The sequence below is a fragment of the Rhodococcus sp. 320_ES genome (assembly GCF_059691855.1).
This window is the reverse complement of the sequence record NZ_JCAWAG010000003.1, coordinates 1-15089: the sequence shown is the minus strand read 5'-3', so window position 1 is coordinate 15089 and position 15089 is coordinate 1. Positions and strand designations below refer to the sequence as shown.

13 protein-coding genes are annotated in these 15089 nt (G+C 67.0%); 4 read left to right on the top strand and 9 right to left on the bottom strand.

Going from position 1 to position 15089, the window contains the following annotated elements; genetic code table 11:
* On the bottom strand, positions 1–1242 hold the full coding sequence (locus tag AC59JP_RS10725; protein ID WP_497325769.1) for a TerD family protein: 1242 nt from the start codon (positions 1240–1242) through the stop codon (positions 1–3).
* 84 nt (positions 1243–1326) lie between these two features.
* On the opposite strand from AC59JP_RS10725, the gene AC59JP_RS10720 reads away from it, so the two are divergent.
* Positions 1327–1926 (top strand): GNAT family N-acetyltransferase, encoded by a 600-nt coding sequence (locus AC59JP_RS10720; protein ID WP_497325768.1) that lies wholly within the window; start codon positions 1327–1329, stop codon positions 1924–1926.
* On the opposite strand, the gene AC59JP_RS10715 is transcribed toward AC59JP_RS10720, so the two are convergent.
* From AC59JP_RS10715 to AC59JP_RS10690, 6 genes are all read right to left on the bottom strand, one after another.
* The gene (locus AC59JP_RS10715) at positions 1913–3001 is read right to left on the bottom strand and encodes a GAF domain-containing protein (protein WP_497325767.1); all 1089 of its coding nucleotides are present in this window, start codon (positions 2999–3001) and stop codon (positions 1913–1915) included. The genes AC59JP_RS10720 and AC59JP_RS10715 overlap by 14 nt on opposite strands.
* Positions 3002–3087: 86 nt before the next feature.
* A complete protein-coding gene (locus AC59JP_RS10710) occupies positions 3088–3882 on the bottom strand; it encodes an HAD family hydrolase (RefSeq protein ID WP_497326466.1) in 795 nt (264 codons plus the stop codon).
* Positions 3883–3905: 23 nt separating this feature from the next.
* On the bottom strand, positions 3906–4997 hold the full coding sequence (locus AC59JP_RS10705) for a cysteine protease StiP family protein (protein ID WP_497325766.1): 1092 nt from the start codon (positions 4995–4997) through the stop codon (positions 3906–3908).
* The gene (locus AC59JP_RS10700; protein ID WP_497325765.1) at positions 4994–6268 is read right to left on the bottom strand and encodes a phosphoribosyltransferase family protein; all 1275 of its coding nucleotides are present in this window, start codon (positions 6266–6268) and stop codon (positions 4994–4996) included. Before AC59JP_RS10700 ends, AC59JP_RS10705 begins: the two co-directional genes overlap by 4 nt.
* Positions 6265–7434 carry an HpcH/HpaI aldolase/citrate lyase family protein gene (locus AC59JP_RS10695; RefSeq protein ID WP_497325764.1) on the bottom strand — a complete coding sequence of 390 codons (1170 nt, stop codon included), beginning with the start codon at positions 7432–7434 and terminating at the stop codon, positions 6265–6267. Before AC59JP_RS10695 ends, AC59JP_RS10700 begins: the two co-directional genes overlap by 4 nt.
* Before the next feature lie 52 nt (positions 7435–7486).
* A complete protein-coding gene (locus AC59JP_RS10690) occupies positions 7487–8680 on the bottom strand; it encodes a hypothetical protein (protein ID WP_497325763.1) in 1194 nt (397 codons plus the stop codon).
* 122 nt (positions 8681–8802) lie between these two features.
* Here AC59JP_RS10690 and AC59JP_RS10685 point away from each other — a divergent pair, with 122 nt between their 5' ends.
* Positions 8803–9378 (top strand): TerD family protein, encoded by a 576-nt coding sequence (locus tag AC59JP_RS10685; protein WP_188542868.1) that lies wholly within the window; start codon positions 8803–8805, stop codon positions 9376–9378.
* 127 nt (positions 9379–9505) lie between these two features.
* The gene (locus AC59JP_RS10680; RefSeq protein WP_497325762.1) at positions 9506–10621 is read left to right on the top strand and encodes a DUF475 domain-containing protein; all 1116 of its coding nucleotides are present in this window, start codon (positions 9506–9508) and stop codon (positions 10619–10621) included.
* A 2-nt stretch (positions 10622–10623) separates the two neighbouring features.
* Here AC59JP_RS10680 and AC59JP_RS10675 read toward each other — a convergent pair whose 3' ends face one another.
* Positions 10624–10929, bottom strand: coding sequence for a LuxR C-terminal-related transcriptional regulator (locus tag AC59JP_RS10675; protein ID WP_497325761.1), 306 nt, complete (start codon positions 10927–10929; stop codon positions 10624–10626).
* A gap of 106 nt (positions 10930–11035) precedes the next feature.
* Here AC59JP_RS10675 and AC59JP_RS10670 point away from each other — a divergent pair, with 106 nt between their 5' ends.
* The gene (locus AC59JP_RS10670) at positions 11036–14728 is read left to right on the top strand and encodes an nSTAND1 domain-containing NTPase (protein ID WP_497325760.1); all 3693 of its coding nucleotides are present in this window, start codon (positions 11036–11038) and stop codon (positions 14726–14728) included.
* 76 nt (positions 14729–14804) lie between these two features.
* On the opposite strand, the gene AC59JP_RS10665 is transcribed toward AC59JP_RS10670, so the two are convergent.
* On the bottom strand, positions 14805–15089 hold a 285-nt coding region (locus AC59JP_RS10665; protein ID WP_497325759.1), incomplete at its 5' end, for an HNH endonuclease signature motif containing protein.

Below are 15089 nucleotides of genomic sequence, written 5' to 3'. Positions count from 1 at the left end.
CTACGACTGCAGGTACGGGCGCAGCTGCGGCAATGCCTCGCCGGCGTGCTTCGCCTGAATTCCGTCGCCGATCGCCTGAAGCTTCCACTCGCTGCCGGCTCGGTAGACCTTCGCCATCACCAGCGCGGTGAACGGCATTCCGCCCTGCAGCGTGAAGCGTGCGAGCTCGGTGTTCGTGGTGTTGTCGACCAAGCGGGTGAACGCGTTCGACACCTGCTCGAACGTCTGTCCGCGGTAGGAGGTGACCACGAAGACCACGCTCGACACGTGCGCCGGCACCCGCGTCAGGTCGACGAGAATGACCTCGTCGTCGCCCTCGCCCTCGCCGGTCAGGTTGTCGCCCTGGTGCCGGACCGACCCGTCCTTCGACGTCAGCTGCCCGAAGTAGACGACGTCGGCTCCCTTGTCGCCGGCGAACATCAAAGCCGATGCGTCGAGGTCGATGTCGACTTCGCGGCTGCCGAAGAACCCGCCCTTCGCCTTCTTGATCGGGTCCCAGCCCAGGCCCATGCGGATGACCGTCAGCGCGACGCCGCCGTCTTTCTTCAGCGTCACCTTCTGACCCTTCGACAGGCTGACCGGGCGCGCCTTGGTCAAGCTCACCTCGGGCGGGCCCGACGGTGCAGGCGGTGTGGGTGCAGGCGGTGTCGGTGCAGGCGCCGGTGTCGGGGCGGGTGTGGGGGCAGGTGCAGGTGTCGGCGCAGGCGGCGGTGTCGGGGCCGCATCGTCGACGGACACGCCATGGTCGGTCACCAGCGCGGCGAAACCACCCGCGTAACCCTGACCGACGGCGCGCACCTTCCACGCGCCCTGACGGCGGTAGATCTCGAGGGCGATGACGATGGACTCGCTGCTCAGCCCGTCGATCGTGTAGGAGTAGAGCGCCGCTCCGGTTGCCGCATCCAGCACGGTGGCGGTGGGGGCGGCCGAACGGCCGAAGTTGCTGCTCACGTCGTCGAGCGTGATCACCGCGCGAATCTGCTCGATGTCCGACGGCACGTTGTTCAGCGACACCGCGAGCTGCGCCGGTCCGCCGCCCGTCGCCGGCACCAGTCGCACACCGGGCCCGGTCGGCTGATTGAAGAACACGAAGTCCGCGTCCGACCGCACCTTGCCGGTCGACGTGACGAGCAGCGCGGAAAGATCGGCTGGGGCGGTGAGCGTGAGACCGATCAGGACCTCGCTGGTGTCGAGCGGAGCGTTCTGGCCCTTGGCCAGCGGCCGGGCTGCGGGAGCAGACACGTCGGGGTCCTTGTCGGTCGGCGTCGATGACACCAACAGGGTACGTGGCGACCGTGCAACAGTGCCCATGCAAAACTGTCCAGCGTGACGAGCAGGCCCGACCCCTCCCCGCTCGATCCCGACCGGCCTCCGGCTTCCCCGCCCGACTCCATCACCGCCGGAGCAGTCCTCCTCCGACGCGAGACCCTCGACGACGCCGGCGTTATCGCTGAACTGATCGAGCGCAACATGGATCGACTTGCCGAGTTCATGCCGTGGGCAGAGCCGGGAACGGCCGACGCCGACGCTCAACACGACCGCATCGTGGCGTCGGCGATCGCGTGGGATCAGGGGACGACCTACGACTACGTCATGGAGGTTGACGGCCGGATCGTCGGAAAGTGCGGCCTTCCCCGGCGCATCGAACCGGACGCTTTCGAGCTCGGATACTGGTTGGACGAGAAGGCGGAGGGCCACGGATACGTCACCGAGGCCGCGCGTGCGCTCACCGCTGCCGCCCTCGACCTCCCCGGGATCGGTCGGGTCGAAATACATTGCGACGCAGCGAATGTGCGCAGTGCCGCGGTACCGCGTCGGCTCGGTTACGAGCTTGCGAGAACGGATCGGGTCGACGTCGACACCCGGGGCCAGACGGGCGAGCAGATGATCTGGGTGACCCACTCCAGGTCCGTCACCAGGCCATGATCCCGATCGTCGGGCGCACCTGCACGATGGCCTGCGAGACGAGCGAGTCCCGAGAGGGGTCGGGTCGGCCCACGGCCGTCACGATCACGTGCGCCGGCAGCCAGTCGACGTCGCCGGCGAAGCGCAGGTAGATCACCAGATCGGCAGGGGCCGCCGTTCCCCTCATCACCGATTCCCGCACGGCTTCGTACTGCCGGGCGCTGGTCGGGTGAATCTCGGGGACCTCGGTCACCCATCGCTCGAACGGTTCCGGGGGTGGACGCAGCCACTCGAGCACCAACCCCGTTCGCAGGATCATGTGGCCGACACCCTCTTCGGATCCCAACGCCACCGCCGCTGCCGCGCGGGCGAATTCGCGGGAGAACGCCGACGGCGGACGCTCGATGTCGGCGATCACGTGCACCAGCCCGACGATCTTGCGTTCCGCGGCGTACAACGACGAGCGGACCGTCATGTGCACCCGGCGAGCGACGCCGTCGGCGCCGGTCAGAGCGATCTCGGCGCCGAACTGCTGGCCGGACTCTGCGCTCGCCGTCTGCACCTCCTGCACGAAGGCGGTGTAGTCGTCGTGATAGTCGAATTCGGTGAAGTACTTCCAGATCTCGGGTAGAGAGCGTCGATCGACCGATCGAGCTATTCCGAGGATGTCGGTCTCGAGTGCGGCGGACTGCTGCGTGATTCCGGTGACCGCGTTCCACTCGAAGGTGCCGACGGTCTCCTGTGGCGGCGGCACGGAATCCGGCGATCCGATCCAGGCCTGCACACCGAACACATCTCCCGACGCGGAGACGACGGGGGCGCACACCATGGTGCGCACCGCACCTTTCGACACCACCTGATTCACCAGCTGCGTTCGGGTGATCACCACCCGGCGGACCGCGTCGCGCAGGGCGGTGGAGACGTGTCTGGACGGGGTCTGCCTGCCCAGCGCGGCAAAATTGCGCTTCCGATTTCCCACGGCGACGACGGTGGGGTCCAGCCCGTCACGAGCACCCAGCGTCTCGATGAGGAGCCAGCCGACGTCGTCGACGGGCTCGGGTGCATCGGCACCTACGGGTGAATCAGAGTCGGACACGCAGAACCTCAGGTCAGGGGTGGAAGCGAATGCGCTCCCGTCCCCATGGAAAGCTCCTCGATGTTAACCGTTCGGTCGACCGGTAGTTAAGGCTTGGCCATACCGCGAGACGCGGAATCTGTCGTATCGAACATCCAGCGCAGCAGTTCTTCGGCTGCCGCGCCACCCGACGAGCGCGTGACGAACAAATTGTCCCGTTGCCAGCCAAGGCTTTCGAGCTCACCGTGTCGGGGTCGCGCCGCCCGGTCGGCGGCCACGAGCATCTCCGCGTCCAACGCTCCGTCCCCGGCGGCGATCACAAGTTCATCCGACCGAATGACACCCTCCGCGACCAGGCGACGCTTCACTTCGGCGACGGCGGTGCTCTTACAGACCGCGCCGGGCATCGAATACACCTTGCGGCCCTGCTGGGAGACTCCCCACCCGCGTTCGGCGCACCATGTGGACCACTCGGGCACGAAGGTGGGCGGCATCGCGTCGAGGTCGACCACCAGGTAGCAAAAGAGGTCGTCGGCCGTGCGTTCCTTGAGCACCCACGACGAATCGCACCGCGAGCGCAGTTCGCCGAGCACCTCGGCGAGAGGAGCGCCCGCAGCGGTGACCTCGTCGTCGACTCGTCTGCGCCAGTCGATATCCGGTTCCCCGTCGACCAGGATGTTTCCGCCGTTGCTCGTGATGGCGTATCGCCACGGACCGCCGGGAAGGTCGATGCGGCGGAACTGCTCGACGGTTCGGGTGGTCGTCGGAACGATCACGGTCTCGGCGGCGAGCGCACGCAGGAGCCGTGCGGCTTTCGTGGTCATGAACGAAAGAGGTTGGCCGTCGAGATACTCGACGCACTCGACGTCGCGAACATCCATCGCCGCGACCGAATAGATCATCGTTCGGTCGAGGTCGGTAGCGATCACAGCACGTCCTTGATCAGTCCCATGCACGAGTAGGCCAGGGCTGGGTCGACGTCCACCGGAACGCCGCGGGCCTGCGCCAGAAGTCGAATGTGTTCGTGCTCGGGTGCGTCCGGTTCACGCACGAGGACGCGCCACGGTACACGTCGCAGCAACACCCGTGTCGTCTCTCCCACACCGGGTTTGACGAAGTTGACCGTCGAGATTCCGTACTGCTCCCGCACCTTCTCCACCGACGCCCACCCCGCCCAGGTCGGCGTGCGATCCGAATCCTGCACGGCTCGGAGGCCGTCGACGACGTCACCACGGACGCTCTCGAACCGATCACACACTGTGTCCAGCAATCGATTCGAGACGTCGGCGGGGGCAAGCTCCGAGTAGAACTTGGCGCCGTGGAACTCGCCGGGCCCGATCAGGTCGGCGTTCAGCACGGTGCGTGACACCAAGCCCGACACCGTGGAATTCAGACAGGCCGATGCAATCAGGAAGTCGTCTCGCGTGCCGTAGGTGCTCACGCACTGGCCGGGGTCGGCCAGCACGGCGAGGTCCGGGCGAAACCGCGTTCCGTCCAGCGCCTCGCGGAGCTCCCGAGCGATCGCGCCCTTCCCCGTCCAGCCATCGACGAACACCACGTCGGCCGGATCATGATGCGCCGCAATGTAGTCGAGTGCCGCGGTGTCGATTCCACGATCGCGGACGATGGAGACCGTGTAGTGCGGCCAGTCGAGACCGTGCACCTGCTGTGCCCACCGCCGCATCAGGATTCCGATGGGTGTGCCGGCGCGGGCGAGAGAACACAGCACGACCGACGGTCCCCGCTCGGCGAGCACCAGGTCGCTGACCACCCCCACCGCCGTCGCCAACCTGTCCGCACTCGCCTCGAGCACGCTGTCGAACAGTGCTCGATACTGCTCGTCGGGCTGGTACTCGATCGGCAGAGATTCCGCGTAGTGCGCTTCGCCGGACTGAATTCGCTTCTCGCGCAACTCGGTTGCCGCCTCCAGGTCCACCGAGGAGAGATCCTTCAGCAGCCAAGTGACATCGGATGCAGAGTAGGAGCCGAACTCCGGACCGTGCAGCGGCTCGGTCATCGGCTCTCTCGCGACCGGACCAGCGCAGCGGGAGCGGCTCCCGGAACGACGGCCACCACGACGTCCTCACCTGCCTCCGCGAGAACGGATGCGACGCCGCCGGATTGGCAGACCACGTCGGTGTCGGCCGGGCCGTCGAGAATCAGCACGATCTGGGCGTCGACACCGGCCGCTCGGGCGTTGTAGAGGAACCGCGGCGCCGCCTCGTCCGGTTCCGAAGCGGCGAAACGGAATCCGCGGCGGAGCGGATAACCCGGCTCGTCCAGAACGTACGCGGGCGATCGCGTCGTCGTCTGGAACCAGGTGGGCCTGCCGTTGTCCTGCAGGACTTTCGCGATGCGCAACGGGAGGTACATCAGCTCTTCGTGACCCACGACGATCACGGGCCGGTCCGGATCGAGACTTGAATCGAGAGCGCCTGCCGCTGCACGCGCTGCGGCGCCGAACGGCGCGGTGTCGTCTCGGAGGAATCCGTGTCGGCCGCCGTCGGGAACGTCGGCGGGCCAGGGAAGTTCGACGCGAGTGACGCGGCCGGTGCGCGTCGGCGTCGGCGGTGCGGTGTCGGTCAGGGCCGCAACAGTGTCGGTGAGCTGCTCGGGCAGGTGAACGGTGCCGCGGGCGAGAGCGACGGAATCGATGGTCACACCCAGTTCGTCGGCGACGCGCTGCTGCTGAGCCATGTGCTCCGGTCCTCGCATGTCGACGAGCGAGGCAATCACGTACTGCGAGCGTGGAGATCGAGCGTGCATCACTCGAACCGCCTGCAGCGCCGTCGTTCCCGTCGAGAACTCGTCGTCCACCAGAACGAGGGGCACGTCGGGCGGGAACACCTCCACCGACGTGGGCAGCAGGCGGTGATCCGTCGCGTGCGAGTGGCCTTCCTCGAATTCGCCGAACACCGGTATCTCGTCGATGACACGGCGCGTGGAGTGCACGTAGCTGCGAGCGTTCAGGCGCGTCGCGACACAATGTCCGAGTCCTGTTGCAGTCTCGGCGAATCCGAGGACCACCGCGTCGGAGGAATCGTCGCCCACCAGTGGGGCGCACAGCGAACCGAGCAGCGAGCCGGCGTCGATCACGGCGGACGGCGCGACCGGGATGTGCTTGCCGAGCACCGTCGACACGAGCAGGTGCGCACGGCGCGGGTTCTTGCGAAGCCCCGGCTGCACGAGGTCGCCGACGCGCATGCCGACCGACGACGATCGGTGCTCGACGACCAGGCCCAACTCTGCTGTGGCCCAGGGCAACCGGCGGTCGATAGTACGGCTCATCGACGCGACCCGTTCGCCAGAGCTTGCATCACGTCCACGAACGTCGTGCCCTCGTTGGTGACCCCGAAGACCGAGGCACGGACGAGCGTCTGCTCGGCCCACGACCGGTGCGGTTTCAACTCGTTCATCTTGTTCCCGTATCCCGACGCGAGAACGCCTCCACCACTGCCGGATTCGGTGATGGACAGGGCATCGTGATACTCCTCGTGGGTGACCACCGACAGTGCGTGAACCGGCGGGACGTGCGACGGGTGGATGACGGTCTTTCCCTGCAGGCCGTTGGCGCGGTCCAGAGCGACCTCGCGGAGCAGTCCGTCGAGGTCTCGGCTGACGAGCTTCTGACGGAACGTCACGGCGTCGTTGTTCTCGAAGGGTGTGGCGCGCAGCATCGGGCGGAACATGCGCTCGTGGTCGGCGAAGTACTCCCAGACGGGTCCGGTGATGACGAAGCCCGTTCCGTCGGTTCGACCGAGGTAGTTGACGATGGCACCGATGGTGTCGGCGACGACCCGGACGTCGTAGATCGTCAGGTCGCGGTCGCGGCGGATGCCGAAGGCGCCGCACATGTCGGTGGCGCCGATCCGCACGGCGAGCACGCTGGTGCGGTGCCGGTCGAGGATGCGGTGGATCGCGGACAGTTCGGCATCGCGGCTCTCGCGGAACAGGATCTCGGCCGATTCGAGAACGGGCATCACCAGCAGTCGTTTGCCGAGCCGATCCGAAAAATCGTCGATCTCGGTGAGGATGTCGTCGCCGTTGTCGGAGCGGAACTTGGGGACGACGAAGCCGGCGAGCACGTCGATCCCGTCGGTGATTCCGTCGCACACGATCCGCATGTCGAGCGCCGTTCGGATGCGGACGAACAGCAGGATGTCGACGTCGCCGTGTCGGGCGAGCTCGTCGAGCGCCGCGATCACGCGAGTGCGCGCGGCATCGAGGTCGTCGTCGGCCACCGCGTCCTCGAGGTCGATGACCATGGACTCGACTCCGCTGTGTGCGCGCTTGCGCACGGTCTCGACGAGGCCCTCTCGAACGGCAGGGACGTACAGCGTCGCGCCCAGTCCGACGGCCAATGTCCGGAGGTCGCCGCCGACGTCCACGGTCTCGGGTGAACGGTGAAAGAGCGTTCGGTGAACACTCGGCTCCAGGTGCCGAAAGTATTGCAAGAGGCGCCTTTCCGAGAGTGGAGGCCGGAGGCCGGCCGGCTTGGCGGATATGTCAGTGATCGTGTCGTCCGCGCATGCGATCGACCACACCGGCGATGAATTCGGTGATCGAATCGATCTCCTGCAGATACGACCAGTAGTCGGGTCGGCCGTTGTCCAGTGCGTGGTTTGCCCGTTCTATGCGCGCGAGCTGAGCATCCAGTACCGAACCCCATTCGGCAACCAGGCCGCGATCGACCGCCAGCAGTTGAGCGTCGCGCAGGGCGAAGCGCACGGCTCGATCCGCGCTCGACGGGTCGTCACGTGCACTGCGAAGACGGGCGAGGCGACCGACCACTGCATTGATCTGCGCCTCGGCATCGCTGAGGTGCTCGCGCGCCCTCGTGACCAGGTCCAGCGTGCGTTCGGGATCGCCGGCGCGCTGGGCCGCGCGGGCTTCCTCGATGTCCGCCTGCGCTTCGCGCATGTGCTTCTCGGTGACGTCACGAGCGTGCGCGAGATCGTTGCTGCTGGCGGCGACGAACTCACGCAGCAGGGCAGAGAACGCAGGTCCGATGCCGTCGGCCTTGGTCTCGACTGCCTGAAGCCGTGTGCGGACCGAGGCGAGGGCGTGATCGGCCGCCGAGGCTCTTGCCGGCGCCTGTTCCAGTGCAGTTCGCAGCGCGGCCGTTTCCTCGCGGACACGGGCGGCGATGTCCTTGGTCGCCTGTGCACTGCTCGCGTTCTGCAGCAGAAGCAGCTCGCCCTGCAGTCGATCCCGGGCGGCGGTCACGGACCGGTACGCGTGCTCGGGTCGCGACGCGTCGATCGTGGCCAGGACGGCCTCGGCATTCGCCCTCGCCTCCTGCCCGATGCGCGGCACGGCGCTCATTGCCTGCGAGGCGTGTTCGAGCTGGGCGCGGTGCGCGTCGTAGAAGGTGTCGATGGCGTGGCTCGCCTCGCCGAGAGCCAGCACCGCGGTCACGAGCGCGTTGAACGACTGCTCGCTGATCTCGGTCTTCGAGCGTTCCGTGGCGGACAGATAGTCGGCACCGGCGTCGAAGCATTGCGCCTCGATCGGAGCCCACAGCGCGCGCAGGCTGCGGTCGGGAGTCAGGGCCTCGACGGCATCGACGCCGGCCGACGCGATGGACTGTCGCTTGTCCATGTCGAGGAACGCGGCGACCGCATCGTCTCGAACGCGACGGACCGCTGCGTCGCGTTCGGCGCCGCGGGAAAATCGCCCCGGCCAGCGTTCTGTCACCACCGCACCGATATTACGGACGGGGATATTTCCGGCGGGAACCTCACGGACTCGGCGGTCGTTTCGTGTATGACCGAAGCGGACAGAGCTAGATCACGCACACGCCGAATCGAAAGGACCTTTCCATGGGCGTCAGCCTGACCAAGGGCGGCAATGTCTCCCTCACCAAAGCAGCACCGAACCTCACCGCCGTCTCGGTGGGACTCGGCTGGGATACCCGCACCACCACCGGAACGGACTTCGACCTCGACGCCAGCGCCATCGCGCTCGGTGGCGACAAGAAAGTTGTCAGCGACCAGCACTTCGTCTTCTTCAACAACCTGAAGTCTCCCGACGGCTCCATCGAGCACACCGGTGACAACACCACCGGCGAGGGCGACGGCGACGACGAGGTCATCAACGTCGAACTCAGCGCCGTCCCGCCGAACATCGAGACCATCAACTTCCCCGTGTCGATCTACGAGGCGGACGCGCGTTCGCAGTCGTTCGGCCAGGTCCGCAACGCGTACATCCGCGTCGTGGACAAGTCGAACGGCACCGAACTTGCCCGCTACGACCTGTCCGAGGACGCCTCGACCGAGACCGCCATGGTCTTCGGCGAGCTGTACCGCAACGGCGCCGAGTGGAAGTTCCGCGCGGTCGGTCAGGGCTACGCGTCGGGCCTCGCGGGCATCGCCCGGGATTTCGGAGTCAACGTCTAGCGCAAAGGGCGAGTAACCTCCTCGCCAAGACATCTCTGCCTTTCGTCAGGGGAGAGTCCGTTTCCAAGGGCTCTCCCCTGACGACTGTGTCGGGGTTGTAGGTCCGATCGGAAAGGCGAACTTCGCCGTGGTTTTGCGTATCTTCGGTTTCTCGATTGCGGTGACGGTCGTCTCGATCATCGTGGCGTTCCTCTACGGCAGCTGGGAAGCAGTTGCCCTGGTGGTGATCCTCGGCATCCTCGAGGTGTCGCTGTCCTTCGACAACGCGGTCATCAACGCCACCGTGCTGCGCCGGATGAGCGAATTCTGGCAGAAGATCTTCCTCACGATCGGCATCATCATCGCCGTCTTCGGTATGCGCCTGGTGTTCCCGCTGGTCATCGTGTGGGCCGCATCGGGTCTGGGCCCGGTCGCCGCGCTGGATCTGGCGCTGAACCCGCCGGCCGACGACGCCGCGTACTTCCCCGACGGCAGCCCGTCCTACGAAACGTTGATCACCGACGCGCACCCGCAGATCGCCGCGTTCGGTGGCATGTTCCTGCTGATGCTCTTCCTCGGATTCGTCTTCGAAGAGCGCGAGCACACGTGGCTCTCCTGGCTCGAGAAGCCGCTGATGAAGGCCGGCAAGCTCGACATGCTCGCCGTCGTCGTCGCCGGTGTGCTGTTGGTGCTCACCGCGGAGTTCCTGGCCGAGGACGAGAAAATCTCCACCGTCATGGTCTCCGGTGTGTTGGGCATGGTCACCTACATCGCCGTCAACGGCCTGGGCAACCTGTTCCACGTTCCCGACGAGGACGACGAAGCCGAAGGGTCCTCGAGCGGTCCGTCGGACTTGGCGAAGGCCACCGGCAAGGCCGGGTTCTTCCTCTTCCTGTACCTCGAGGTGCTCGACGCGTCCTTCAGCTTCGACGGTGTCATCGGCGCGTTCGCCATCACCGCCGACCCGATCATCATCGCCCTGGGCCTGGGCTTCATCGGTGCGATGTTCGTCCGCTCGCTCACGGTGTTCCTGGTCCGCAAGGGCACGCTCGACGACTACGTCTACCTCGAGCACGGCGCGCACTGGGCCATCGGCGCCCTCGCCGGCATCCTGCTCGTCTCGATCGGGGTGCACATCAACGAGATCATCACCGGCCTCGTCGGCGTCGTGCTGATCGGTCTGTCCTTCTGGTCGAGCGTGCGCCGCAACAAGCGCATCGAAGCCGAAGGCGGCTCAGCGCAGGTCGAGCTCGAGAAGGCCTGACCTCACCAGTCGTCGAGCGTCGTGTGCCCGTCCTGAAGGGCGCGCACGAACAGGGCGGCCTTGGTCGGAGCCGCCCGGCCGACCGCCGTGTACTTGGTTCGAATGCGTGCGATGTGAGTGTTGATGGTGCCGATCGAGATGTAGAGCTGGTGGGCGGCGCGGGCTTTCGAGTCCGAACGGAACCACGCGAGCATCACCTCGATCTCCCGCGCGCTCAGGGTCGGGCGCGGCAAGGACGGATCGGGGGCAACCGCTTCGAGATCGACGACCGTCAACTTCAGGACGCGACCATCCGCTTGATTCGACACCCTTCGATCCTCGAGCGCGGGTCGGACTCGGGCCAGCCGGCGGCGCATCTCCGAACAGACTCCGAACAGAGCGCAATGCGCTGACCTGCCGATATAGTCTCCTCGCGTGGGGGACACACCGAGTTCGATCTCGACCAGGGAACAGTTCGCGCGGGCACTCGTCGCGCTTCGTGAATCGCAATCGCTGACCATCAGGCAGGTCGTCGAGCGGTCGGGGGGCTCGCTCGCGACGGTCGGTGGGTGGTTCAGCGGCAAGCACGTCCCAACTCCTCAGAACTCGGACGCGTTCTTCGCGTTGATGAGTGCGTGCGGGGTGGAGGACGACGCCGAGCGGGCGCAGTGGTGGGACGCGGTTCTGCGCGTACGCAAGCTGTCGGCCCGGCGGCCCCACGAGACGCCGTACAAGGGCCTCGACAACTTCGAACCCGAGGACGCCGAGTGGTTCTTCGGCCGCGACCAACTGGTCGCCGAGCTGCTCGCGCGCGTGGAGGCCGGCCCGCGCATCATCGCCGTGACGGGCGCATCCGGATCGGGGAAGTCGTCGCTGCTGCGAGCCGGTCTCATGGCCGCACTCGACGTCGATTGCGTCATCACTCGCCCGACTCTCGCGATGCCCGACGGCCACACCCCCGTCCTGATCGTCGATCAGGCCGAAGAACTTTGGACCCCCGACGTCGGTACGCAGGCTCGCTCCGAGTACCTGGCCGATCTCGAGCGACGGTCGGCCGACGCGGTGGTGGTGATCGGGCTGCGGGCCGACTTCTATGCGCCCGCACTGACCGAGCCGGTTCTGCTCCGCGCCTTGTCTGCCGGGCCGCTCGTGGTGGGGCCGATGTCCGCCGACGACATGCGCGCGGCCATCACCGGTCCCGCAACACGAGCAGGCGCGGCGGTGGACTCCGCATTGGTCGATCTTCTCCTCGACGACCTGATTCCCACGGGCTCGACCGTCACGGCCGAGCCGGGCATCCTTCCTCTTCTCTCGCACGCGCTCCTCGGAACGTGGCAACGGGCGACGACGCCGACGTTGACGGTCGCCGACTACCGCGCGACGGGCGGCATCAGCGGCGCGGTGCAGCAGAGCGCCGAGGAAGTGTTCGGCTCGATGTCCCCCGCCGAACAAAACCGAGTACGACGGGTACTCCTCCGGCTGGTCACCGTCGACGGTGACACCGTCACACGCCGACGCATGCCCCTCGGCGAACTGGCAACCGAAGGCTCGGATCTCGCTCTGCTGCAACGGTTTGCCGCTGCTCGGCTGCTCACCGTGGACGAAGACGTCGTGCAGGTCACCCACGAGGCACTGTTGACCGTGTGGACTCGGCTTCGCGAGTGGATCGACGCCGACCGGGTGTGGTTCGTCAACCATCGTGTGCTGACGCAGGCGGCCGGTGTCTGGATCGAGTCGGGTCGCGACGTCGGTGCTCTCCTCGGCGCCGGCCGCCTCGGCTTCTACGACGAGCTTCTCGCCACCGGCGATCGAGCCGACCACCTGAACAGTGTGGAGCGAGAGTTTCTGTCCCACAGCCGTACTCGCCTCGACGAGGAGGCCGCGAAGGAGCGTCGGCGTGCGCGAACCAGACGACGCCTGGTCACGGCACTGGCCGTGGCCACCGTCGCTGCGGTGGTGCTGGCCGGAACTGCGATCGCCACCAGGTCGGACGCCGTCGAGCAGCAGCAGGCGGCGGAAACCGCCAGGGCGCAGGCGGAGTCGCGCCAGATCGGCGCGCAGGCCCTTGCGCTCCGCGAGCGCGACCCAAGTGTGGCAACACAGTTGGCTGTCGCGGCGTACCGAAAGTCCCCGACGTACGAAGCTCGATCGACCCTGCTCGATTCCACCGGACTCAGAGCCCCCACGCGACTGCTCGCCGCCGCCGGAAGTTCTGTCGTCACCGCCTCACCCACCGCGTCGACGGTGGCCGTGGGTCGTGGGTCCGGAGATGTCGAGTTCTACGCGATCGGCGACGAATTCGACTCGATCGGCCGTGTCTCGGTGGGCACCGGCGTTCCGGTCTATGCGCTCTCGTTCGATTCGACCGGGTCGACGCTGGCCGTGGGAACCGCGTCGGGGGTGCAGTTGCTCGATGTCTCCGACGTCTCCGACCCCAAGGTTCTGTGGAGCCGACCGTCGACCACTTCTGTTGCTGCACTGGCTTTCCAGCCGAACAGCCGGGTACTCGCCGCCGGCACGGCAGGATCGGCCGTTCTTCGGTTCGACGTCGGGGCCGGAGGCGACCCAGTGCCGCTCCTGTCCCTGGAACTACCGTCCAGCTCGAGGACCATGGTTGCGTACAGTCCGGACGGACGCCACTTGGTGGCCGCCGGATCCGGTCAGGGCATGCGAGTCTGGAACACCGACGAACTCGACCGGCTCGTGGTCGATACCCCGTCCGATGGTTCGACGAACAACATTCTGGCGCTGGACTTCTCGACAGCGGGCGATGCCCTGATCGCCGGCACCACGGGACGCGAGATCAGGCAGTGGGCCGTCGCGCCGTCGGGCGTGGTGACCGCGCGCTCCCCGCTCGCTGGCTTCACGAGCTACGTGAACAGCGTCGCCTTCAGCGCCGACGACACGTTCATCGCCGGCGGCAGCTCGGACCTCACGACGCGGGTCTGGAACACCCGCAACATCGGGGCGGGGCCAGCGACCTTGCCCGGACCCGCCGTCGTGACGGGAGTGCAATTCGACTCGTCCACAGACACTGTCGTCACCGGCGACGAAGCTGGCACCATCCGACGGTGGTCGTTGCCCGGACCCGTTTTGACCGACGCCGAGGACACGCTGTTCACCAATCCGTCCGACGCCGCCGGGACGAGATTGCTCGGCGGGGTCGGGAGGCGTGGGTCGGGTGCCCCGTTGTGGAATCTGTCCGACATCGACAGACCGGTCCTCGAAACGCCACTTCTCACTCCGGCACCCGGAACCAGTCTGACCGGCGCCTCGGCCCTGTCCTCGGATGGAAAACTCGCCGTCGTCGGGACCGACACAGGCGGCTTTCAACTTTGGGACACCTCGAACACGGCAGCCGTCCGTCCGGCCGGATCGGTACCGAAAGCGGTGCAGACCCTCACGGCGTCACTGTCGTTGAATCGCGAAGCCGACATGCTGGCGGTGAGCGGACAGAACGCCTCCGATATTTCTCTGTGGTCCGTCGGCGATGTGCAGGCACCGCGACAGACTGCGACGTTCGAGGTGCTCGGACTGCCCACCGTTCTCGCATTCAGTCCCACTGCATCCCTCCTGGCGATCGCGACCTCGTCGGAGGCGGTGGAGCTGTGGGACGTGGGTAGTCCGACGTCACCGACCCGCATTTCCACGCTGGGTGGGTTCGAGGCCGATGCCACGTCCGTCGCGTTCAGTCGAGACGGGACGACGTTGGCCGCAGGCAGCGGTGACAGGTCGGTTCGGTTGTGGGACGTCCGGGATCCACGGCAGCCGCGTCCGCTGGGCACCGCGCGAACGGCGTCGGCGGTGACGTCCGTTGCCTTCTCCCCCGACGCCGCGCTGCTCGCGGCCGGCATCTCGACCGATTCGCTGGTGCTCTGGGATGCGACCGATGTCGGCAACCTGGTGCCGTTCGCGACCCTCACCGCGGCGCAGGCCACCATCAACGACCCAGCCTTCCTCGCAGGCGGCGACGTGGTGGCCGGCGGAGGGGTCAGCAAGCACGTTCATCTGTGGCGGACGAAGATCGATCAGGCCGTCGACTTCCTCTGCGGCCGAGCGGGTTCGGTGATCACGGAGGAGGAGTGGGAGGTCCTTGTTCCGGGGGTCGAGTACGAGCCGCCCTGCTGATGCCGGCACATCTTTTCCACGACTTCTGGCCCCGGCCGGGGTGTCCGGTCGGGGCTGGGAGCCGTGTTGTGGTGGTTCAGGTGTGGAGTAGTTCGGCGGGGTGGTGGGCGTGGTTGACACGGCCGTCGGTCATGAACGGATCGGCGGCGTTGTGATGCCACAGCGTCCGCCCCGCTTGCGGGTGCTCGGGTGGGGCGACGGAGGTGCGGAACTGGTGCGGTTCGGTGCCGTGCAACCGGTGATGCCGCGGGCACGCGAACGCGAACGCATCGGCATCGGAATGACCGCCGTCGGCCCAGTCGTCGATGCGGTGATGCGCCTCGCAGTAATACGCCACCGCGGTGCACTCGGGGAAGGTGCA

Bases quoted from the DNA above. Each gene is read 5' to 3' on its own strand.
- AC59JP_RS10710 (WP_497326466.1), bottom strand. From the start codon at position 3,882: ATGATCTATTCGGTCGCGGCGATGGATGTTCGCGACGTCGAGTGCGTC.
- AC59JP_RS10705 (WP_497325766.1), bottom strand. From the start codon at position 4,997: ATGACCGAGCCGCTGCACGGTCCGGAGTTCGGCTCCTACTCTGCATCC.
- AC59JP_RS10700 (WP_497325765.1), bottom strand. From the start codon at position 6,268: ATGAGCCGTACTATCGACCGCCGGTTGCCCTGGGCCACAGCAGAGTTG.
- AC59JP_RS10685 (WP_188542868.1), top strand. From the start codon at position 8,803: ATGGGCGTCAGCCTGACCAAGGGCGGCAATGTCTCCCTCACCAAAGCA.